The organism is Rhizobium sp. P44RR-XXIV (genome assembly GCF_001999485.2).
In the GTDB taxonomy this organism is placed as follows: Bacteria; Pseudomonadota; Alphaproteobacteria; order Rhizobiales; family Rhizobiaceae; genus Rhizobium.
On sequence record NZ_MPVZ02000029.1, the window covers coordinates 1,282,296 to 1,305,471 of the forward strand.

Here is a 23,176-nt window from a genome sequence, read left to right on the forward strand (position 1 = left end):
TCCCATCAGTTGGTGGCGCTGGGCTCAACCCAGTAAGTACCGGTGTTGTCGATAGCCAGGAGGGATTTTGCCATCTCCTGTTGCGTCTTGGCCGGATCGATATCCTGGAAAAGCTCCGGATGGATCCATTTCGCCAGAGCCTCTATCGCCACGATGTTGTAGGGCGAATTGTAGAAATCGTGCCAAAGACCATAGGCTTTGCGATCCCGGATTGCCCGAAGATCCCTGAATTCCTGGCGCGTCAGAACCGTATAGAGGCTTTTCTGCGCCGTCTCCTTCTCGACGCCGGCGCCCAAAAGCAGGCCCGGTGCTCGGTTGCCGGTAGCAATGTAGATATCCGGATCGGCATGGAGAACATATTCAACCGCAACATCGCCGATGGCGCCGGGCACGACACCGGCCGCAATATTGCGCCCGCCGACGGCCGTCACGAACTGGCCAAGGCCACCATTGCCTGTCGTATGGCCCGGTGCCTGCCATACGCCCGCCAGAAGCTCGACAAATACGTTCGGCTTCTGCTCATCCTTGAGGGAGGCGACGCGGGAAGTAATCAAGCCCAGATGCTGGGAGTAAAAGTACGTAAAGGCTTTTGCTTCCGCCTGACGACCGATCGCCTCGCCGATAAGCGCGATGCTCTTCGGGGTGTTCTCGATGGGAGAAACGCGGAAATCGACATAGACGACCGCGATACCGACCTGTGCCAGCGTATCCGCAATCGGGCTATGAGCCTTCGGGCCCTCGCCGGCAACGCTGAAGATCACGAGGTCCGGCTTCAGGGCGAGAATGGTCTCGACGCTGACGCTGACCTCGGAGGTCTCGCCGATTACGGCGATATCGGCGACGGACGGAAATTTCTTCTTGTAAGTATCGAAAGTGTGAGGATCGAGCTTGCGCAGATCGTTCTGCCATCCGACGATCCGCTGGAACGGGTTGTCCCTGTCGAGCAGCGCCAGAGCATAGCTGAGGCGCCCTTCGCCGAGCACAATGCGCGAGACGTGATCGGGCACATTGACCTTGCGCCCAAGCACGTCGGTCACTTCGCCGGCACGTGAAATGGCGGGCAGAGCCAAACCAAGCGATAGGAGGGCAAGGACACGCAGCGCCTTGAACAGCGATCCGGCAATCGTCATCGACAATACTCCTTGGCGGCCGCTCCAGCCGCTGAAATAACTGCTCGGGACCGCCGGTTAAAACAAAGCGGCCCGCATCAAAGGATGACGAGAAGCCGGCAGAATGAGCGTCTCTTGCATCAATCCTGCCCGGCGTGGAACTGAAACCTCGTCATACCGATATGCATAATATGAATTTTGATCTCCACTTTTCGCTCCAAATGTGCATGTTGCCGAAACGAAGTGAATTATCGACGATCGGCCGCCATGCATTCCCCCAACATCAACAGCATCGATCTCAATCTTCTGCGCGTGTTCGATGCCGTCTTTCGGGAGGGCAACATCCTGCGCGCCGCCCAGCGCCTCGGCATGAGCCAGCCCGCCGCCAGCCATGCGCTGGCGCGTCTGCGCCATGCGCTCGATGATGACCTCTTTGTCCGCTCAGCTCAGGGAATGCTGCCGACGTCCCGCGCCGAGCAGCTCGCCGAACCCATAAGACAGGCGCTGAGCTATCTCGAACTCGGCCTTCAATCGGGGCCGTTCGAACCGGCGACATCGAAACAGAAATTCAAGCTTGCCGTCGACAATTGCTCGGCGATCGCGCTGACATCGAAAATCGTCCTTGCTGTCGGCGCTGTTGCGCCCGGCATATCGTTGAACCTGCGCCCGAGCGGCACGGCCGACATCGACCGCATGATCGATGCTTCCGAACTCGACCTCTTCATTGGCCGCCCGGGCGAAGACCGGGAACGCTTCGCCTCCGAGGATTTGAGCAGCGACGATTTCGTCATCGTCCATCGCTCGGAACTCCGCAAGGCGCAAACTCCAATGACGGCTGAAGAGTTGATCGGTAAGCCGCACCTGCATCTCTCGTCCGCCGGCGACGACACCGGTTTCCTCGACCGCTGGCTTGGCGAGCGGCAGATGCATCGCGACGTGAAGCATTCCGTGCCCCTGCTCGGATGCACCGATGTCCTGTCGGAGCAGGATATCTATGTTCCGATGAGACGGCCGATTGCCGAAGCGATCTGCAAGGGTTCCCGCCTCGCAATAAGCGAACTCCCATTTATCTCACCCAGGATTGCCACCTGCATGCGATGGCACAGAAGGCTGGATTCCCAGCCGGCGCATATCTGGTTGCGCGATGCGATCAGGAGTGCTGTCGCGTCTCGCAGCGAGCGCCCTATTCGATCGCAGTGATCTCCAGTTCCTCATTGCCGAGGCTGACGAAATCGCCGACCGCCTTGCCCATCAGCAGCCTTGCCACCGGAGAGACATAGGAGATCGACCCGGCCTTTGGATCGGCCTCGTCCTCTCCAACGATCCGATATTTCTGCACACGGCCATCCTCGCGACTGTAGGTAACCGTGCTTGCAAAAGCGACGAGGTCCGAAGAAACGGGAGCCGGCATGATCTCGGCAGTGCGCACCCTCTCGACAAGATAACGCAGGTCGCGCAGCGGGATGGCGGCTTGCCGGCGGCGCTCATTGATATCTTCGATTGAGGTCGTTGCTTCATAGGCTTCGCGCGCCTGCTGGAGCTGTTGCTCCAGCGCCTTCAATCCCGCCTCGGTCACAAGGTTCGGATGCGGGGAAATCGTCCGGTCGGGCAACAGGGTTTCAGCTGCCGTTTCGGCGCTTTCTTCCTTCATGAACGCTGTGCTCAATTCCAAACTCCACTTCGACGCGCTGCACTTTTATCCCCGATGATCGGCCCGCTTTGACCAGCGGGGCGCATGGCATATCTGGAACAATGAAGACGAAACACCAAATCAGCCTTATACCATAGACCGGATACCGGCTGCGGAGAAATGCAATGGCGAATAGACCCCCAAAGCAATCAACGACACCTGTGTCCGGCAAAAGCGCATCGGCGCCCAAATTGCTTTCAGGCGGCAACCCACAGATTGCCAAGGGCTATGGCGACGAACCGGTGCAGGCCTATATCGCCGCCATGCCGGGCTGGAAAAGCGAGGTCGGACGCCGTGTCGACACACTCATCACGAAAACCATCCCCAATGTTCAGAAGGCGGTCAAATGGAATTCGCCGCTCTACGGTATTGAGGGCGACGGCTGGTTTCTCGGCATTCACTGCTTTGCGAAGTATATCAAGGTCGCATTCTTTCGCGGCGCATTGCTTCATCCGATCCCACCCGGCGAATCCAAGAGCGAACAGACACGCTACCTCAACATCCATGAGGGCGACCCGATCGACGAGCCGCAGCTTGCCGATTGGGTGCGGCAGGCAAGCCACTTGCCCGGCGAGCGCATGTAAAAGCCGGCGGCCGAGATATCGTCACGGACATTTCTTGGCATTCCGGGCTTGATTGCGTAGCATCCACCTGAAGTCGCAACCCATCCCGCGGGTAACCGTTGCCTGCATTTCCGCGCCAAGCAAAAGGATAACCATGCGCCGACTGGACAAGGAGATGTTCCGTTCCCTTTCCCTCCTCGGCATGGTCATGGGGCTCATCTTCTTCGCGGCCTCGCTGACGCCGAGCCTGATGCCGCGATCCTATCTTGTCCAAGGCGCCCTCTCGGGCATCAGCGCCGGCGTCGGCTATATGATCGGGACGGCCCTCACCTGGCTCTGGTTCTATCTGCAACTGCCGGCCCCAGCTAAGTCGTTGAGACTGGCACGCTGGCTGATCGGCATCGCCTGCCTGGTCCTCTGCCTTGCCGCACTCTGGCACGCGACCTTCTGGCAAAACTCGATCCGCATTCTGTGGAAGATGCCGCCGATCGCCAGCGCCGATCCCTATTGGCTCGCGGCAGTGGCCGCAGCTACCTTTCTGGCTGCGCTGATCATCGGCCGCTTGTTTCGCCTGGCCTACCTGGTGTTTTCACGATGGCTTTCGCGCGTCGTGCCAAGCCGGCTCTCGAAAGTCGTAGGCGCCTTGCTTGCCGTCGCGCTGTTCTGGTCTATCGGGCAGGGCATATTGCTTCGCGGCGCTCTTGATGCGGCCGACGCTTCCTTCAAGCAGGCTGACGCATTGATCGATGACGATTTGCCGAGCCCGCAGGATGCGACAAAGACCGGCAGTGCCGCCTCGCTTGTCGCCTGGCAGGGATTGGGGCGACAGGGACGGCATTTCGTTGCATCCGGCCCGACAGCAACCGAAATTTCAACCTTCTGGAATGCTAGGGCACAGGAGCCGCTTCGCATCTATGTCGGATTGAACAATGCCGACACCAGCAGAGAGCGCGCGGCACTCGCCCTGAAAGAGCTGATACGGCAGGGCGCTTTCAATCGTTCCATGTTGGTGGTGATCGTCCCCACGGGGACAGGCTGGATCGATCCAGCCGCCATGGATACGCTCGAATATCTGCAGCATGGCGACGTCGCCAGTGTCGCCGTGCAATATTCCTATCTGTCGAGCTGGATGTCGCTTCTCTTCGAACCGCAACAGGGCGAGGAAACGGCGGTCGACCTGTTCGACGACGTCTATGGCTACTGGTCGAAGCTGCCTCGGGACAAGCGTCCGAAGCTCTATCTGTATGGGTTGAGTCTCGGCGCGCTGAACTCGCAGCTGTCGCTCGACATCTATAATGTGATCGGCGATCCGGTGAATGGGGCGCTGTGGAGCGGTCCTCCCTTCCGCAGCGCCAGATGGAAGGCTGCGACCGCAGTTCGCAACCCCGGCACGCCAGAGTGGTTGCCGACATTTCGCGACGGTTCCGTGATCCGCTTTGCAAACCAGGAGCATGCGCCGGACCAGTTCGCCGCCCCCTGGGGACCGCTTCGCGTCGTCTATCTGCAATATGCGAGCGACCCGGTCGTGTTCTTCGACGCAGCATCCGCCTTCCGCGAGCCGGAATGGATGAAAGCGCCTCGCGGTCCGGACGTTTCGCCGGAGCTTACCTGGATACCCGTGGTCACGATGCTCCAACTTCTGTTCGACATGATGATCGCGACGACCTCGCCGATCGGTTACGGGCATATCTATGCTCCGCAGCACTATATCGATAGCTGGATATCCCTGACGGATGCTTCGATCGTTCCGCAGGACGTCATGCGTCTCAAATCGCTTTTCGCCTCCCGCTTCGGCATGACGCCATAAGGCACCGGAATCGGGAGGCGACAGTGACTATCCTGGAAAAGCTGACAGCGTAACGTGGACGCTTTTCAGCTCGGAATATTCATCGAAGCCGTGCTTGCCGAGTTCGCGGCCGACGCCGCTCTGCTTGTAGCCGCCGATCGCCAGCTGCGGAGCGCCATCTCCCATGCCGTTGATCCAGGTCCGGCCGGCCTTGATGCGGCGAATGGCCTGGAAGGCAGTCGACAGATTGGTCGACCAGACGCAGGCCGACAGGCCATAGGGCGTGTCGTTTGCCATTCGGATCGCCTCTTCTGCCGTCTTGAAGCGGAAGGTGGTCAGCACCGGGCCGAAGATTTCGTCCTGGGCAATGGCCATCTGAGGCGTGACATGGGTGAAAATCGTCGGGGCGTAGAAGGCACCCAGCTCGCCCAGCCGGTCGCCGCCCACCAGCACCTGCGCGCCATCGGCCTTACCCTGCTGGACATAGCCGGCAACTTTGTCCAGATGCCCCTGGTGAATGAGGGCACCGACATTGACCCGATCATCCAGCGGATCGCCGGTGACGATTTGTCCTGCTACCTTTTGCACTTTTTCCAGAAGTGCATCGGCGATGCTCTCGTGCACGATCAGGCGGCTGCCGGAGATGCAGACCTGCCCGGAGCAATGAAAGACGCCGCCTGAAATCTTTGCCGCCGCGGCATCGAGATCGGCATCGGCGAAAACCACCTGCGGGCCTTTGCCTCCAAGCTCCAGTCCCACCTTTTTGATATTCTGTCCGGCGAGAGCGCCGATCAGACGTCCGACACGCTGCGACCCGGTAAAATTGACGACATCGACATCGGGATGCTCGGCCAGAATCTGACCGACATCGGCACCATATCCGGTGATGACGTTCAGCACGCCGTCGGGTAAACCGGCTTGAAGCGCAAGTTCTGCCATGCGGATCGTCGAGCCCGAGGTGAACTCGCTCGGCTTGATGACGACGGTGCAGCCTGCACCGATCGCCCACGGAATCCGCTCCGAGCCGATCAGCAGCGGAAAATTCCAAGGGGTGATGAGGCCGACGACACCGGCAGGCTCGCGCAGAATGAGACCAAGCGTATTCGGGCCGAGATCATTATGCGCCTCCCCTTCAAGCCCCTGGGCATGGCCGGCGGCATAGTGCCAGAGGCTGACGGCGAAACCGATCTCCCCACGGGCCTGACTGATGGCCTTGCCGACCTCAAGCGCCTCGATGGTCGCGAGTTCCTCGATATTCGCCTCGATCAGATCACCGACGCGGCGCATGATGCGGGCGCGCTCACCACCAGTCATCCTCGGCCAAGGTCCGTTCTCGAATGCCGTGCGTGCAGCGGCGATTGCCGCCTCGGCATCGGCACGGCTGCCCTTCGGGATCGTGCTGACGATGTGACCCGGATGCGCCGGGCTTTCCCGGGTAATCGTCTCCCCCGAAAGGGCCGGTACCGATTTACCGCCGATCACCATGCCATAGCGCCGCTGCTGCAGAAGCCGCGGATCGTCGAGACGAGGTGCGATGAATGGGTATGCGGTCATGTGGCTATCCTCACGATACGAATTTCAGGCATCCTGCATATCCGGCGTCTCACGCCTGGTAGCGCAGGCTTTCCAAAGTCAGACTATGTTGCAGTGGCGCGCCGGCGACGAACCGTTCGATCTCGTCGACGATCAGCCGGCCGAGGCGCTGGCGCTCATTGCCGATTGCGCCGGCGATATGGGGTGTCAGAACGACATTCGGCAGATCATAGAGCGGCGATGCAGGTGGGACCACCTCTGGTTCGGTGACATCGAGAATGGCAGAGATCCTGCCGCTCGAAAGCGCGGCTTCCAAGGCAGTCTGATCGACGAGACCACCCCGCGCCGTATTGATCAATGTCGCACCATCTGGCATCCGGGCGAGCATTGCGGCGTCGATCATGTGCTGCGTCGTTGCCAGTAGCGGCGCATGCAAAGAGACGGTCTGGCACTCGGCCATCAGTTCCGAAAGAGATGCCGTCCGAGCGCCCAACTCGGCAGCCTCGGTTGCATCCACGAGCGGATCGTAAAGCAGGATATCCATATCATGCGGGCGGAGAAGCTCGAGGACGCGGCGGCCGATGCGCGAGGCGCCGACGATGCCGACCTTCTTGTGCCAGCTGCCGCTGTCGCCATCGAAGGATTGATGCATTTCGAGAGAGCGCCGCTGCTGGGCATAAAGCCGCTGGAAGCGAAAGACATCCTTGTTGGCAAACAGGATGGCGGCAAGCGCGAATTCGGCGACAGGAACGGCGTTGGCGGCAGCCGCATTCGTCACCGCAATTCCTCGTTCGAAGACATCAGGTCCGATAAGATGTTTCACCGATCCTGCCGCATGGGCGACAAGCGTCAGAGATGACGCAGCTTCCAGCACGGCCGCATCGATTGCGGCACACCCCCAACCCGTGACCAGAATATCCGTCTCGGCGAGCTGTGCCTTTGCCTCCTCACCTTGAAACTCCCTCAGAGGCTCACTGGAAACGATGCTGCAGCAACGTTCAAGCCGATGCAGATCCGCAGGCGAAAAGAGCTTCTCTATTCCGAGAGGACCGAAAGCAAAGCTGAGCCTTGGCGGGGGCATGATATTTGAGGGCGATGGCAACAGCGAACTCCTGGCGGAACGATGTCCGCAAATGCTGAACGGCAATCAGGCCATTCGCGAAATGAGATCGCATACAAACGCAAGTTACGCAATATAAGGCAGAATATTTCTTCAATTTACGCAAATTGCGCAATGGTGGCGCCAGACTCCAGCGCAACAGCACATTCGACCTGCATCGGCATGGCATCCGGCTCGGCGATGCGCCGCTGCGCAAGCTGAATTGCCTGGCGGGCCATCTCCAGACAATTGACCCGCATCGTCGTCAGCCGCGGATGCATCATCGCGGCATAGGGCAAGTCGTCGAAGCCGATGACCGAAACCTCTCCCGGCACGCTGAGCCCCACAGCCTCAAGCGCATTCATCAGGCGGAAAGCACCCATATCGTTGGCGCAGAACACGCTGGTCCAATCCGCCTCACCTTTTGCTCGCCGCTCCACCTCCGCCAGCAGCGCGGTATCGACACCATTGGCGACGCCGATCGCCGTGCAGGAGGCACCGGGAAACTCTTCGAGGGAAGCGTAGAACCCGCGGCGGCGCTGGATTGTCGTCCAACGCGTATGATCATGAATATAAAGCAATTTCCTGTGCCCCGCCTTGAGCAGGGTTCGGCCGGCCAGCCGTGCACCGTAGAAATTATTGGGCGCAACACAGTCGAAGCGCATATCCGGATCATAGCCGTTGACGAGCACTGCGCGGTGGCTGCCGTTGAGGAAATAGCCGGCCAGACTGTCGTTCAGGTCAATGCCGACGAAAATCGTGACATCGGCCTCTTCCTTTTCCTGGTCGCGGGCCATGCGATGCGGACCAAGCGAGGTTTCGTCCACCATGCGGATCGAAAGGCTGAAGCCGCTGTCATTCGAGCTGTCACGCAACCCGGCGACCACCGCCTCATAGAAAGGCGCCAGTCCCCCGGTTGCAAGGCTGCCGGTCACATAGGCCCGCAAATGCCTTGTCGGAGCCACCGTGGCCCTGGATCGGCCAAAATAGCCGGCATCCTCGGCAATCTTGCGAATTTGCAGGCGTCGCTCATCGCTGATCCCGCGAGCGTCCGAAAGCGCGCGGGACACAGTGCTGACGGAAACGCCAGCCGCCTTCGCAATTTCGAGCTGATTTGCGTTGGACTTAGGTGAACGAGTCAAATGCCTACCCTTCAATTTACACTGGATAATCACGGGATTCTCGTGAGAAATCCATCCCCGGACGCCGATATCAACGGCTCTGTCTTTATCGCACACACGAAACTTGCGACATATTTTGCATAAGTTCGCAAATTGCGCAATTGACAACGCAAATTGCGCGTGATGAATTGCGCGTCATCATGAAAAAGCCGGTCCGGGAGGGTGCGGTTTCATCGAATGTGGGAGGACATGCAATGACCAACGACATGAAAAAGGATGCTATCCAGATCGCATTGAGCCGGCGGCAGCTGCTGCAGGCGGCTGGTGCGGGTGCTGCTGCAGCCGCATTCTCAGGCCTCGGCGCACCAGCCATGGCGCAGGAAAAGGTCGAGCTGACGATGTGGGCCTGGACGCCCGACACGCAGTCCCAGATCGATCTCTTCACCAAGGCTTTCCCGCATATCAGCGTCAAGCTCGAAAATGCCGGCCAGGGGCCTGCCGAATATGTGAAACTGCGCAACGCGATCCAGGCTGGCACCGGCCTGCCTGACGTCGGCCAGGTCGAGTTCACCAATATTCCCGGCTTCCGCCAGCTCGAAGCGCTGCTCGACATGGGCCAATACGGCGCCAACGACGTCAGGGACAAGTTCATCGACTGGACCTGGACGTCCGCATCCGACGGTGCCGCCGTCTATGGTATTCCGTGGGACTCCGGCCCGATGGGCATTCTCTACCGCGCCGACGTTCTGGATGCGCACAAGATTGAAGTACCGAAGACCTGGGCTGCCTTTGCCGAGAGCTCCAAAGCGCTGAGCAAGGCGTCGCCGGATACGTTCCTCACCAATTTCGGCGGCACCGCCGATGGCGGCTGGGTCATCGCTCTTCTGGCGCAGGCCGGCTGGAAGCCGTTCGAGCTCAAGGGCACGGATCTGAAGCTCAACCTGAACGATGCCATCGCCAAGAAATGGGCCGCCTATTGGCAGGATCTCATCGATGCGAAGGCCGTGGGCGTCAAAACCCCGGTCTGGACCACCGACTGGTTCACGGGCCTCGACGAAGGCACCTATGCCTCGTGGATGACGGGCGCCTGGGGTGCCGTGTTCATTCCGCAGTTTGCCAAGAAGAGCAACGGCCACTGGCGCGCCGCTCCCCTGCCGCAATGGGATGCAGGAAAATATGTGACCGCAAATCTCGGCGGCTCCACCTTTGCGACCTTCAAGACCACGAAGCATCCGAAGGAAGCAACGCAGCTTGCCGTGTTCCTCGGTGCCGATCCTCAGACCGCGCGCCTCTGGAACACCAAACAGTTCCTTTTCCCGGTCCTCAAGGAACTGGTCTCGGATCCGGAGCTCATCAATCACAAATACGATCTCTATGGCGGCCAGGCCGTCAACGAGGTCTTCGTCGAGGCGGCCAAGCACGTCGACTCGTCGTTCCAATACGCGCCGTTCCAGGATTACCTCGCCGGCCAGGTGCAGCAGGAACTCTCCGCCTCGATCGGCGGCAAGGGCTCGCTGAGTGATGCCTTCGATCGCCTGCAGGCGGGCGTCAGCGCCTATTGCGCCGATCAGGGCTATACCGTTTCCAACGGTTGATGGACTCCGTGCGGGGGCCTCGCCCCCGCACATATCTTTTCGCATGACCCGCGCCGAGGCGCAGGCGCAATTCACAGCCGGAGACACCACAAATGGCTGGTCCTAGTAGCCGCAAGCGCCGCCGCCGCGTGAGCAAGAAACTGGCGCCCTTGCTCTTCCTTGCGCCATTTGCGCTGCTCTTCATCGCCTTCCTGATCGCTCCCATGCTCTATGCCCTCAATCTGGCGGTCTATAAAACCACCGTGGTTGCAGGCACCAAGTTCGTCGGAGCGGATAATTTCGTGCGCGCGCTGGGCGACCCGAAATTCTGGCAGGGCGTTGTCGTGCTCCTCAAATTCGCCGTCATCCAGATCCCCGGCATGGTGGCGATCGCGCTTCTGATCGCGCTGATCCTCGATAGCGGCACGGTCTACGCCAAGAGCTTCTTCCGCATCAGCCTGTTCCTGCCCTACGCCGTCCCGGCCGTCATAGCCACGCTGATCTGGGGCTATCTCTATGGCCCGGCCTTCGGCCCGTTCACGCAGCTCGCCAATGCCATTGGGCTTCCGGCGCCGAATTTTCTCGGGGCCAGCACAATTCTCCCGTCGATCGCCAATATCGCGAACTGGGAATACACCGGCTATCAGATGATCATCTACTACGCCGCGCTTCAGGCGATCCCGTCCGATCTGGAAGAAGCCGCGTCGATGGATGGCGCAAGCGCTTTCGTCTATGCGCTGCGCGTCAAGCTGCCGTTGATTGCACCCATGGTCGTCGTCACCATCATCTTCTCGATCATCGGCTCGCTGCAGCTCTTCTCGGAACCGTATCTGCTGCGAAATCTCGCCCCGCTCAGTATCACCAATTCCTACACGCCGAACTACTATGCCTACACGCTCGCCTTCGCCAACCAGCAATATAATTACTCGGCCGCCATGTCCTTCCTGCTCGGCGCAGTCACGGCTGTGATCTCCTATGCCTTCATGCTCATCGTCAATCGTGGAGGCAAGGCATGACCATTGTCGGTAAATCGAAGCGCTCGCCATCGTTCCGTCGTAACCGCTGGATGCTGTCAGCCATCCTGCTGGTGATATGGCTCTATACCGCCCTGCCCCTATTCTATGTTCTGGTGTCCGCGTCGAAATCGAACAACGATCTCTTCACAAGCTTCGGCCTCTGGTTTGCCGGCGACTTCAAGCTGTTTGAGAACATTCAGCAGGTCTTCAGTTATCAGGGTGGCATCTTTGCCCGCTGGCTGCTCAACACTATCGTTTACGCCACCACGGCCGGGATCGGCGCCGCACTCTTTGCGACCATGGCCGGATACGCGCTCGCGAAATATGAATTTCTCGGCAAGCAGCTGGTCTTTGCGATTATCCTCGGCGCCGTCATGATCCCGCAGACAGCGCTCGTCGTGCCGCTGTTTCTGCTGATGTCCAAGGTCGGCATCGTCAACACGCCCTGGGCCGTGATCCTGCCTTCGCTCGTCTATCCGCCCGGCGTCTTCCTGATGCGCGTCTATGCCGACGATGCGATCCCGAACGAGCTGCTCGATGCCGGCCGCGTCGATGGCGCCGGCGAGCTTCACATCTTCTTTTCCCTGGCGCTGCGCTTGCTGATGCCGGGCTTTGCGACCGTGCTGATCCTGTCCTTCGTCGCGACCTGGAACAACTACTTCCTGCCGTTGGTCGTGCTGAGCTCGCCGGAATATTTTCCGGTCACGGTCGGCCTTGCCCAATGGTATGCGACGGCGACTGTCGGCTCGGGCGGTGGTGCCGCACTCTTTACACTCGTGCTGGCCGGCGCGCTGATCAGCATTGTTCCTGTCATTATAGCTTTCATCGTCATGCAGCGCTTCTGGCAAGGTGGCCTGGGTGCCGGCGGCGTCAAGGCTTGAAGCTGCGGAGAAACAGACATGGCCGTTATCGAACTGAACAAGATCCGCAAATCCTTCGGCGCTCTGGACATTATTCACGGGCTTGACCTGCGGATAGAAGACGGCGAGTTCGTCGTCTTCGTCGGCCCTTCCGGCAGCGGTAAATCAACGCTGCTGCGCCTCGTCGCCGGTCTGGAGGAGGTCACCTCCGGCCAAGTCCTGATTGGCGGCGAGGATGTCACCGAGCTCGGGCCGGCGGACAGGGCGCTCTCCATGGTTTTCCAGTCCTACGCGCTTTATCCGCACAAGACCGTGCGCGCCAATATGGCCTTTGGCCTGGAAGTCGCACGCACGCCGAAGGCGGAGATCACCCGCCGCGTCCAGGCGGCGGCGGCTGCACTTCGGCTGGAAAGTTATCTCGACCGGAAGCCCAAGGAGCTCTCCGGCGGGCAGCGGCAGCGCGTCGCGATCGGTCGCGCCATCGTTCGCGACCCTGTGGCGTTTCTGTTTGACGAGCCCCTTTCGAACCTCGATGCCGCCCTGCGTGCGGAAATGCGCATTGAGATCGCCCGGCTGCATCAGCGCCTTGGCGCGACGATGATCTATGTCACTCACGATCAGGTCGAGGCGATGACGCTCGCCGACAAGATCGTCGTGCTCAAGGATGGCTCCATTCAGCAGATCGGCTCTCCGATCGATCTCTATGAGAAGCCGGCCAATCTCTTCGTGGCGCAGTTCCTCGGCTCGCCGAAGATGAATGTCTACGACGTCGAACCGACCGCAGGGGGATTGAAAGTAGCCGGCGGCGGCAAGTTACTGCTGCCTTACGCACCCTCGCAGGCTGCCAAGCTCGGCGCCCGTCCCGAGCATCTTGGCATTCTGGAACCCGGGAAGGGCAATCTCGAAGGCAAGATCGACGTCATCGAACGACTGGGTTCCGATACCTATGCTTACGTTGCTCATGAGGGTCTTGAATTGACCACGGTTCGCCTGGCCGGCAACGTACAGCTGAGCGTGGGGCAGCCCGTCAGCCTCGCCATCGATCCCGCGCAGTTTCATCTCTTCGACAAAGAGACCCGCAGCATTGCGATAGGCCAATAGGCAGATCTATTGCTGCTACGCCCTGAAGGCTTGGCAAGAGGCCGCCGCATTTGCGGGCGGCCTCTTTTTCTTTGGACTATCGTTATTGCCCGGCGCCGAGCGGATATCCCTCGTTAAGGTGGTCGATGGCGGTCCCGTTGATCGTCACGGCATAGCCGTCCGCGGCCGCTCCCTTGGAAACCGACACCTTGTACGCCCCACTCGGCAAATAAAGATCCGCCGAGAACCCATCCCATTTTGCCGGGAGAACCGGCTTGACGTGGAGATGGCCGTTCTCGACACGAACGCCGAGGATCCCCTCTATCGCCGTCCGATAGAGCCAGCCGCCGGAGCCGGTGTACCAGCTCCATCCGCCGCGACCCTTGAGGGGACCTTCGCTGTAAACGTCACCCGAGATCACGTAGGGTTCGACACGATAGACATCCGCCGCCGATTTATCGAGCGAATGATTGATCGGATTGAGCATCTCGAAGCAGCGCCAGGCGTCCTCCGCACGGCCCATGCGGGCGAGAGCCAGCGTCGCCCATACGGCAGCATGGGTATACTGACCACCGTTCTCGCGAACGCCCGGAGGATAGGCCTTGATGGAGCCCGGATCGTTCGTCGGGTTGGTGAAGGGTGGCGTCAACAAGCGAATGAAGCCGCCTTTCTGGTCCGCGAGTTGTTCGAGGACAGCGTTCATCGCCGTTTCGCTGCGTTCCGGATTGCCTTCGCCGGACAGAACACTCCATGATTGGGCAATGGAGTCGATCTTGGCCTGATCGGATTGATGCGATCCAAGCGGTGCGCCATTGTCGAAATAGGCGCGGCGGTAGTAGTTGCCGTCCCATCCCGCAGTTTCAAGCGCATTCTTGAGCTTTGCCAGATGATCCGTCCAGCTGATAACACGCTGCGCATCGCCACGCGTTTCGGCATAGGTGATGAAACATCCAAGCGCACCGGCCAGGAACCAGCCGAGCCAAACGCTTTCGCCGCGACCGTCGATGCCGACGCGGTCCATCTTGTCACCCCAGTCGCCACTCATCATCAGCGGCAGGCCATTTGCACCCGTGCGCTTGATCGCCAGATCGAGACCAAGGGCGGCATGCTCGTAAAGCGACGCATTTTCGGCCGAAAGGCGCGGCTGGAAGAAGGCGTCGTGCTGACCCGGGCTGAGCGCCGCACCTTCGACGAAAGGCAGCATTTCATCGAGGATCGTGACGTCGCCGGTCGCAGCATAATATTGGTCGACGGCGTAGGCGAGCCAGACCGGATCGTCCGAAATATTCGTCCGGACACCCGCGCCGCTATCGGCCAGCCACCAATGCTGGAAGTCGCCTTCCGGAAACTGCCGCCTGCCGGTATTGACGATCTGCTTGCGGGCGATCTCCGGCGAATGCAGCAGGAAGGCCAGGGAATCCTGCAGCTGGTCGCGAAGCCCCCAGGCACCGCTCGACTGATAGAAGGCCGTACGTGCCATGATGCGGCAGCTGAGCGTCTGATAGGGCAGCCAGTGGTTGACCATGAAGTCGAAGCGCTGATCCGGGGTCGAAACGCGCGTCTTGCCCGTAAACACCTTCCAGAAGTCTCTGGTCTTGCCGAGTACCTCGTCAAAGCTGACGGAACGGATGTCTGCGAGAAGAGCTGCCGCTTCCTCGCGCGAGCCGGCATCGCCCATGTAGAAGCAGATGTCGTGCTCGCCGCCAGCTTCGATCGTCAGATCGAAAGCCATCGCCGCCGCCGGATCTCCATCGAGATCAATCGCATCGGACAGGCGCGACCCGGCCGAAACCGTGCGTGGCTGCTGGATCGTCCCGTGGCGGCCGATGAATTCGCGGCGGCTACCGGAAATGCTGGATGGTTTCTCGCTGGCGGCAAATGATGCCACCCGCGTCGAGAAATCGACGCTGAACGGATTGTTCGCGAAGATCGCGCCAGTCTCGGCATCAAACTCCGAGACGATGAACGGCTTGCTCTTGGTCGGGTTGTTGCCGAGAATCCATTCGGCATAGCCGTAAAGGCGGAGCTTGCGTGCCACAGTCGCCGTGTTGCGAATACGAATCTGCGTCAGCTTGACCGATTTCTCCATATGGAGGGTCTGCGTGACTTCCAGCGCGATCTCGTCCTGGACGGTCGTGAAGACGGAGTAGCCCAGACCATGGCGCGCTTCGAACTGGGTGTCCGAATGCTGCGCCAGGGCAGCATAGGGCACGATCACCGAACCACGCTCGAGATCCTTGAGATAGAAGGCTTCGCCGGGCCTGTTGGTGACCATGTCGTTGGTCCAGGGCGTCAGCTGATGATCGCGGGAGTTCTGGCTCCAGGTGAAGGCAGCACCCTCGGCCGAGACGTGAAAGCCGAAGCTTTCATTGGCCATGATGTTGACCCACGGATGCGGTGTCTGTTCGCCACCCGAAAGGCGCACGACATATTCGCAGCCCTCTGCTGCGAAACCGCCATAACCGTTCCAGAATGCCAGGTCGCGTCCCGCATCTGCTGCAGGAGCGGTCTCGCTGCGGGTCATTCTCGGTACAAGCGTGGAATCACCCCACTGGCCAAGCAACGCCGGCGATCCGGCGACGGAGCGCGCCCGCTCTAGCTGACCCTTCAGGCTGCCATCGCGCCCGCGCAACACGATGCGAGAGGAGGCAATGATCGCGTCGTAGACGCCGGGCTCGGTCATGTCCTTGCGGATGACATAGATGTTGCGCTGAACGCCGGCCGCCTCGCTGGCATGACGGGCACCATCGCAAAGCTGGTCGATGATACGTTGCATCTCCGAGGCTTCTTCGCCGGTGCGCTCGTTGAAGATCACCAGATCGACCTCGACGCCTCGCGACTGCAGGAAGCCCTGGGCGCGCAGCAGTTCCTTGACGAGATCGGTGCCGAGTTCGTCAGTCATGCGCAGCGTGATGATCGGTACGTCGCCCGAGAGGGTTGCGCCCCAAAGGACCGACTGCGACTTGAGACCGGCGCGAACCGTCTTGCTGTCCGCCCGCAGCGACATTTCGGGATAGACGATATAGCGCGCAAAGCGCTGATACGCCGCCGCTTCCTTGGAGTTGACGCCGATCTGGCGCAGCTGTTTCTGGGTCCGCGTCCACGCCTGGACAAGACCTTGGGCAAAGCTGTCCGGCTGGCGATAGTGCTCGACCGCGGTGTCGAGTTCCGCCCGGTTCGCGGCCGCAATGGTCCAGAAGATCAAGCTGACCTTCTGGCCGGCTGGAACACGAACGATACGACGCAGCGACACGCAGGCATCCATGGTGAAACCATCGGTGCCCGAAAGCGTGGCGCCTTCGTCGAAGGCGGCGGCTTCCGTCAAGGTGCGTCCCCTGCCGAGGAACCGCATGCGGTCGGTTTCGAACTGGGTCGGTCGATCCCCGTCGCTGCCGTCGACAACAAGCTGCGCGATCGCTACTTCCGGATCGGTCACGCCGCGCTTGCGGCGTTCGACGAAGATCGCATCGCCCTGACCGGCAATCTCCGTGTGCACGAACATGCGGGCAAAGGCCGGATGCCCGGTATCGACGATGTCGAGCGTGGCCACCGGCTCCATATAGGAGGTGACTTCGATCACCCGGTCTTCCGTTCCGGTATTGGAAATCGTCAGGCGGCGGCCTTCGGCATCGTGATCGCTCGCGATGAAGACTTCCATTTCACTGGTGAGGTCGCCGACGGTCTTGACGAATTCGGCCTTGTCGTCGCTGAAAGTTACACGAACATGCTCATTGGCGATCGATCGCGGCTCGGCGGTTGCGGACCACCATTCGTGCGACGCCGTATCCCGCAGGAAGATAAACGAGCCCCAGCGGTCTTCAGTCGGGTCGGCGCGCCAGCGATTGATCGCCAGGTTGTTCCAGCGGGTGTAGCCGGCGCCCGTCGCCGTCAGCATGGTCGAATAACGCCCGTTGGACAGCAGCAGCAGCTCGCGTTCGCGAGAGGCCGGATCTTCCACGCGGCGCACTTCGGGACGCATCAGATCGCCCTGAATGGTTGCCGGCGCATCGGTCTCGTGCTTGGACGCCATAACGGGAATGTCGCGCGGCGCCTTCTCCTGTAGCAGCAGTTCGGCAGCTTCGATCACCGGATCGGCATGGAAGAGTTCGCGCAGAAGTCCGTCGAAGGCGACGTTGGCGACGGCTGCGATCGACATGCCGTGATGGTGGGCATAGTAGTTGTAGATGACCGCATGCTTCTTACCCTCGGGCACGCGGCTCGGCGTGAAGTCGACGGCATCGTGGAAACCATACATGCCGAGCGCACCGACGCCCCGAAGCCTCTCGAGATTCTCGAGCGCGGCGATCGGGTTGTATTGGCTTGCCAGCAGCGAGGCATAGGGCGCGATGACGGCATTCTGGCCGAGACCACGCTTGAGGCCGAGCGTCGGCACCCCGAAATTGCTGTACTGATAGTTCATCTGGTGGTCGCGGGCATTGAAGGCCGCTTCCGAAATGCCCCAGGGAATGCCGCCAAGGTGCTTGGCGTAATTCATCTGTTCCTGGACAATCAGATTGTTCGTCTGGTTGAGGATACCGCCCTGGCGCTCCTGCATGACGAGCGGCGGCATCAGATATTCGAACATCGAGCCCGACCAGGAAACCAGCGCACCGCGCGGCCCGACCGGAACGACGTGACGTCCGAGCTTGTACCAATGCTCGGTCGGCAGATCGCCCTTGGCGACGGCAAAGAGGCTCGTCAGACGGGCTTCGGACGCGAGAAGGTCGTAGCAGGCGGCATCGACTTCTTCGGTTTCGACCCGGAAGCCGATCGACAACAGCCGGCGCTCGGGACGGAAGAGGAAGCTGAAATCCATGGCAAAGGCGAGCTCGCGAGCGCGATTGCCGACCGCAACAAGCCTCTCCGAGACGGCATCCATCTTCGCCTGGTCGAAAGAGTTATCGACCAGATGAAGGTCGCAGGTCGCCGTAAGCTTGCCGGCCCAGTGGACGACCTCTTCGCTCTTGGCCGACTTGACCTCCCGATCGAGATCGCCGGCAAATTTGGCGATCTCCCGGGCGTCTGCAACAAGCCGCTCGATAGTGGCTGAAGAAAACTCGTTCTTCTGCTTGGCCGCTGCGAGCGTGGCCTCAAAGGTCGTGATCCGCTCATCAACGCGAGCCCGTAGGTCACGGCTTATCTTGTTGTCATCCGCAACCTCGGCCAGGACCTCGCGAAGGATACCGGCAACGTCGCCGATGCCATCGAGGCTGCCGTGAATCTGCGCGGCAGGATTCAGCGCCCAAATGCGGCAGGCGGAGGCCACGGCGATCAGATGGCCGGCCAGATTGCCGCTATCCACTGACGACACATATTTCCGGCCAAGCGGCTTCAGCGTATCGGTGTGATACCAGTTGAACAGGTGGCCACGATATTTTTCGAGCTTCGCGGTCGTCTCGATCGTCTGCTCGATGCGCTTGATCGCATCTTCGAACGAGATCCAGCCGAAATGCCGCGCCGAAACCACCGACAGGAGATAAACGCCGATATTGGTCGGCGACGTTCGCATCGCCACGACGGCATGTGGCGTCTGCTGCACGTTGTCCGGCGGCAGGTAATGCTGCCCGGGAACAACGAAATTATCAAAGTAGCGCCAGGTGCGCCGTGCGATCTTGCGAAGCTCGCTTCTCACCTTGTCGGGAACGACCAGCCTGTCTTCCGTCTCTGCCGTCTGGCTGACGATCCAGGCAATCACGGGCGACAGCACCCAGAGGATGATGAAGGGAACGCCGACCAGAAAGGCGCTGTCACCGGAAGACACGGCAAAGAGCAGCGCGAGAAGGGCGAGCACCGGAGCCCGCCACATGACCTTGTAGTGGCCGAGAATGGTCGTCTGTGCCATGGCCTGCGCGCTGGCGGCGGTGCGCCATTGCAGCATCAGCTTGCGGCTGACGAAGGCGCGGTAGAGCGAGCGGATGATGGCATCGGCCATGACGCAGGCGGTATCGACGATGAAGACGATGCGCAGCGCCACCTGCGCATTGGCATTCTGAATATCGTTCCAGACCGTATGGAGGTGGGCGCGCAGGATGATATCGCTCGTGCGCGGGATGATGCCGTTGATCAGCGACAGCGTCGGCGCCACAAACAGGCTGAAGATCAGCACGATCTGCCAGAGCAGCGCACCGAGTGGGCTCATCCAGTACCAGCCGAGGGCCGATGCCAGGAACCAGGCAATCGGCGTCAGCGAGCGGCGAAGGTTATCGGCCATCTTCCAGCGACCGAGCGCCGTCACGCCACGCTTCGGGTTGAATATATAGGGAAGGAGCTGCCAGTCGCCGCGAGCCCAGCGATGCTGACGGGAGATTTCCACTTCGTAGCGGATCGGAAAATCCTCGACGAGCTCGCAGTCGGTCACCAGGGCGCATCGCGCCATCGAGCCTTCGAGCAGGTCGTGGCTGAGCACCGAGTTTTCCTCGATCCTGCCCTTCAGCGAGGCCTCGAAGGCGTCGACGTGATAAAGCCCCTTGCCCGTGAAGGTACCTTCGCCGGTGATGTCCTGATAGACGTCGGAAACGGCGAAAACGTAAGGGTCGAGGCCGCGATTGACCGAAAAGATGCGCTGGAAGGCCGATGCATCCTTACCCGTCGTCAGTGACGGGGTGACGCGCGGCTGCAGCACGCTGTAGCCGTCGACGACGCGCTGGCTCTTCGCATCGAAGACCGGGCGGTTGATCGGATGATGGAGCTTGCCGACGAGCTTCGTCACCGTGTCGCGAATGATGCGCGTGTCGCTGTCGAGCGTCATGACGTATTTCACATCCTGCGGCACCTTGTCGGCACCCGGCAGGAAGGTGGTATCGCGGCTGCCGCGCAGCAGCATGTTCAGTTCGTGCAGCTTGCCGCGCTTGCGCTCCCAGCCCATCCACGCGCCTTCGGCCGGATTGTGAAGACGGCGGCGATGCAGCAGATAGAAGCGCTGCTTGCCTTCCTCGGCATAACGCGCCTCGAGATTGGCCATCTGGCGCTTCGCATAGTCGAGGATTTCGAGATCGCGGGCGTTCTGCTCCTCCTGGCTGTCGGGCCAGTCGGTGAGCAGGGCGTAGTAGATTTCGCCGAGGGGATTGGCGAGATAATGAACCTCGAGATTGCGGATCAGTTCGTCAACATGCTCGCGCTTGCCGATCAGGCTCGGGATGGTGACGAGCGTGCGGGCCTCGGCAGGCAGGCCCTTCTTGAATTCGTAGCCGATCAGGCGATCAGGCGCGATGAAGAAGGTGGCGAAGAAGTTGAAGAGGCCGGTAGCACCTTCCGAGGCCGGAAGCGCGAATGCCAGCAAAAGAACGATCGTCGCGATGACCGGAATGCCGGTGCTGACGAAAACGCTTCCAACGGCAAGGAGCGCCAACAGCGTCAAGGTGAGTACGGGCACGGCAATCGCCAGCCAGTTCAGGCGGCGGATCGCCCGCATGAACCGCAGGCCGATCGTCTGCCGGAAATCGATCTCCGCCTCTAGCAGGGGGCGGCCGGCACCAACCAGGAAATAGCCGACATTGGCGGCGGCGGCCGACGGGTCCTTGCCGCCAGCGGCAGAACGCTCGGCCAGGCTGATGGCCGCCTCTGCGATATCGAGCTCCGTCTTCTCGCTGCGCTTTGCCAGCTTCTCGATCTGGCGGCGATAGGCATTGCGGGAGCCGGAATCGAGCTCAGCATAGTCGGTCTGCTTCCACAGAAGCTTGTCGATCTTGCTGACCTCTTCGACCCAGGTCGACCAATCTGTATCGTCGATCTCCCTCAGGCTCTTGATGATGCTGCCCATCAGCGTGTTGCCGGAGGCAAGTCGCGTCTGCTCCAGCGACATGACGGCTTCGGCGTCGGTGCCTTTCGCAGCGAGCTTTGCTTCCAGCCAGCCGAGTGCGGCATCGGTGGGCTCGATCGCGTTGCGCAGACGATAGTGCAGCTGGGTCACGAAGGTCGTGTCGTCGAGATTGGCGGACAGCGTTTCAAGGAATTCAGTGGAGCTTGCGTCGCCGAGCGCAATCACCTTGGTGGCTGCGGCATTGGCGATGCCGCGCATCTCGCGGCTCTTGTCGATGCGTGTAGCAACGCGCCGCAGATTATCGATCAGCACGTAGCGAACGAGTGACGGCAGCGCCCAGAGTTCGCCGATATGCAAGGTCTGCTTGTCCTGGAAGCCTTCCGTGACGGCCGCCATGCCGGCATTGCTGATATTGCTGTGGGCATGGGCCATATAGAGCCAAGCGAGCGCCAGCGTGCGCGGTATTGCTACGCCATTCAGATTGATGGCGCGCAGCTCGCGATAGAATTTCTTCGGGAAGTCCCGGCGGACTTCCTGAATAGCCTCCTCGACGATGTAGTGGTTATCGAGCAGCCACTCCGTCGCCGGGGTGATGCTTTCGCCGGCATCGACATCCGCTGCCGCAGCGCGATAGACCCGCAGGATCTCGCTTTCGTTCTCGCGATGCCGTTGAAAGAAATCGAAATTTTCGAAGCTCGCGACATCGAGCTTCTGGCTCTCCGCAAATTGCGTGGCCTTGGCTCTCAATTGATCGTTCGACAAAAGAGTAGAGCGGATTCCGAAATCGACATCCACGAGAGGCAGTTTGGCCTGCGCGGTCGAACCGCCCGTTAGATTTTGAGACACCATACCATCCGCTCTTCTGTTGAGATCATGTCCGATTGAATATCCTGACCAAACAAGATGCGCCTGGGAGCGCAAAAGTTCCGTGTTCGGGCTCTTCGTGGGTTTGAAGGGAAATAGCTCTGTTCAGACATGAAATATTGGAAACTGTTAACGCTCCTCAATAGCGACTGCAAAATGAACGCGCGATTAATCATGGCACATATTTAGTGAACGGGCATGGGCCATCGGCAGCATCGCCTTACAAAACAACGTCCAGTGGGCGATTCCGCTGGCGGCCGTGATGCCTTACAGGAGCTTGCCGGTCCGCTCAGGCCGGGAGATTGCACAACTCGTCCGTTGTTTGACGGGAAGACACCCTGTAGATTGCAAGCGCACCCGGGAGGTTGGACACATGGCGATCAAGCAGATGCATAATGTCGGAATCGTCGTCGACGATCTCGACGAGACGATTGATTTCTTGGGCGAGATAGGCCTCGAGCTCGAAGGGCGGGCCACGATCGAAGGAGAATGGGCCGGGCGTGTCACCGGACTGGGCGATCAGCACGTCGAGGTTGCCATGATGCGCACGCCGGATGGCCACAGCCGGCTTGAACTCTCCCGCTTCATCAGACCGGCCGTCGTCGAAGATCACCGCAATGTCCCGGTCAACGCTCTCGGCTACCTTCGCGTCATGTTCTCCGTGGACGATGTCGACGAGACGCTCGAAAGGCTCCGCAAGCGCGGCGCGCAGCTGGTGGGCGAAGTCGTGCAGTACAAGGATATATACCGGCTCTGCTACATCCGCGGCCCCGGAGGGCTTCTCATCGGGCTCGCTCAGGAACTCGGCTAACGCCACGCGAAGAGCAGATCACAGCTCATGCCAGAGCCGCATCAGTTGATCGTCCGGATACGGCTTCTCAAGGCAAGACGAAACGCCCTCTTCATTTGCGAGAACCCCTCAAAGCCGAGGTGATGGGCGAAGCGAACGACCGTTGTCTGAGATGTCTGGCAACGTTTTGCGATTTGCAGGCCGGATTCGAACGCGAACACATCAGGGTGCTCGGCGGCGAGCTTTGCGAGCGGCGCAAAACATCCATCATGCCGACAGCGGACCTGCATCCAGAAATCCGCATCAAGCATGCGGCCCGTTAACTCGGCATG

At 60.4% G+C, this 23,176-nt stretch carries 15 protein-coding genes; 9 read left to right on the forward strand and 6 right to left on the reverse strand.

Annotation, left to right across the window (positions count from 1 at the left end; genetic code table 11):
- Window positions 1-5 precede the first annotated feature (5 nt).
- Complete coding sequence (locus BSK43_RS31945) at window positions 6-1,130, reverse strand: ABC transporter substrate-binding protein (RefSeq protein WP_077467498.1); 1,125 nt, start codon at window positions 1,128-1,130, stop codon at window positions 6-8.
- Between the two features lie 246 nt (window positions 1,131-1,376).
- Here BSK43_RS31945 and BSK43_RS31950 point away from each other — a divergent pair, with 246 nt between their 5' ends.
- Window positions 1,377-2,309 (forward strand): LysR family transcriptional regulator, encoded by a 933-nt coding sequence (locus BSK43_RS31950; RefSeq protein ID WP_077467499.1) that lies wholly within the window; start codon window positions 1,377-1,379, stop codon window positions 2,307-2,309.
- Here BSK43_RS31950 and greA read toward each other — a convergent pair.
- Entirely contained in the window at window positions 2,293-2,775 is a 483-nt protein-coding gene (greA, locus tag BSK43_RS31955) for a transcription elongation factor GreA (RefSeq protein ID WP_077467500.1), read from the reverse strand. The genes BSK43_RS31950 and greA overlap by 17 nt on opposite strands.
- Window positions 2,776-2,924: 149 nt before the next feature.
- Here greA and BSK43_RS31960 point away from each other — a divergent pair, with 149 nt between their 5' ends.
- Both BSK43_RS31960 and BSK43_RS31965 read left to right on the forward strand, forming a co-directional pair.
- The gene (locus tag BSK43_RS31960) at window positions 2,925-3,383 is read left to right on the forward strand and encodes a DUF1801 domain-containing protein (RefSeq protein WP_077467501.1); all 459 of its coding nucleotides are present in this window, start codon (window positions 2,925-2,927) and stop codon (window positions 3,381-3,383) included.
- Between the two features lie 133 nt (window positions 3,384-3,516).
- Window positions 3,517-5,169 carry an alpha/beta-hydrolase family protein gene (locus BSK43_RS31965; RefSeq protein WP_077467502.1) on the forward strand — a complete coding sequence of 551 codons (1,653 nt, stop codon included), beginning with the start codon at window positions 3,517-3,519 and terminating at the stop codon, window positions 5,167-5,169.
- 27 nt (window positions 5,170-5,196) lie between these two features.
- On the opposite strand, the gene BSK43_RS31970 is transcribed toward BSK43_RS31965, so the two are convergent.
- The 3 genes from BSK43_RS31970 to BSK43_RS31980 all read right to left on the reverse strand — a co-directional run bounded on the left by BSK43_RS31970 (window position 5,197) and on the right by BSK43_RS31980 (window position 8,922).
- Entirely contained in the window at window positions 5,197-6,702 is a 1,506-nt protein-coding gene (locus tag BSK43_RS31970; protein WP_077467503.1) for an aldehyde dehydrogenase family protein, read from the reverse strand.
- 49 nt (window positions 6,703-6,751) lie between these two features.
- Window positions 6,752-7,783: a hydroxyacid dehydrogenase gene (locus tag BSK43_RS31975; RefSeq protein ID WP_246662751.1), complete on the reverse strand. Its 1,032-nt coding sequence runs from the start codon at window positions 7,781-7,783 to the stop codon at window positions 6,752-6,754.
- Window positions 7,784-7,899: 116 nt separating this feature from the next.
- On the reverse strand, window positions 7,900-8,922 hold the full coding sequence (locus BSK43_RS31980; protein ID WP_136687401.1) for a LacI family DNA-binding transcriptional regulator: 1,023 nt from the start codon (window positions 8,920-8,922) through the stop codon (window positions 7,900-7,902).
- Window positions 8,923-9,155: 233 nt separating this feature from the next.
- On the opposite strand from BSK43_RS31980, the gene BSK43_RS31985 reads away from it, so the two are divergent.
- The 4 genes from BSK43_RS31985 (at window position 9,156) to BSK43_RS32000 (ending at window position 13,452) form a co-directional block, all read left to right on the forward strand.
- Window positions 9,156-10,496: an extracellular solute-binding protein gene (locus BSK43_RS31985; RefSeq protein WP_169055490.1), complete on the forward strand. Its 1,341-nt coding sequence runs from the start codon at window positions 9,156-9,158 to the stop codon at window positions 10,494-10,496.
- Between the two features lie 92 nt (window positions 10,497-10,588).
- Window positions 10,589-11,491: a sugar ABC transporter permease gene (locus BSK43_RS31990; protein WP_077467507.1), complete on the forward strand. Its 903-nt coding sequence runs from the start codon at window positions 10,589-10,591 to the stop codon at window positions 11,489-11,491.
- Entirely contained in the window at window positions 11,488-12,372 is an 885-nt protein-coding gene (locus BSK43_RS31995; protein ID WP_205910680.1) for a carbohydrate ABC transporter permease, read from the forward strand. Before BSK43_RS31990 ends, BSK43_RS31995 begins: the two co-directional genes overlap by 4 nt.
- Window positions 12,373-12,390: 18 nt before the next feature.
- The gene (locus BSK43_RS32000) at window positions 12,391-13,452 is read left to right on the forward strand and encodes an ABC transporter ATP-binding protein (RefSeq protein WP_077467508.1); all 1,062 of its coding nucleotides are present in this window, start codon (window positions 12,391-12,393) and stop codon (window positions 13,450-13,452) included.
- A gap of 82 nt (window positions 13,453-13,534) precedes the next feature.
- Here the strand turns inward: BSK43_RS32000 and BSK43_RS32005 are convergent, their stop codons facing one another.
- Window positions 13,535-22,039, reverse strand: coding sequence for a glucoamylase family protein (locus BSK43_RS32005; protein ID WP_077467509.1), 8,505 nt, complete (start codon window positions 22,037-22,039; stop codon window positions 13,535-13,537).
- Between the two features lie 388 nt (window positions 22,040-22,427).
- Between BSK43_RS32005 and BSK43_RS32010 the strand changes: the two genes are divergently transcribed.
- Window positions 22,428-22,865 carry a VOC family protein gene (locus BSK43_RS32010; RefSeq protein ID WP_077467510.1) on the forward strand — a complete coding sequence of 146 codons (438 nt, stop codon included), beginning with the start codon at window positions 22,428-22,430 and terminating at the stop codon, window positions 22,863-22,865.
- A gap of 122 nt (window positions 22,866-22,987) precedes the next feature.
- A complete protein-coding gene (locus tag BSK43_RS35895; RefSeq protein ID WP_246662752.1) occupies window positions 22,988-23,167 on the forward strand; it encodes a hypothetical protein in 180 nt (59 codons plus the stop codon).
- Window positions 23,168-23,176 lie beyond the last annotated feature (9 nt).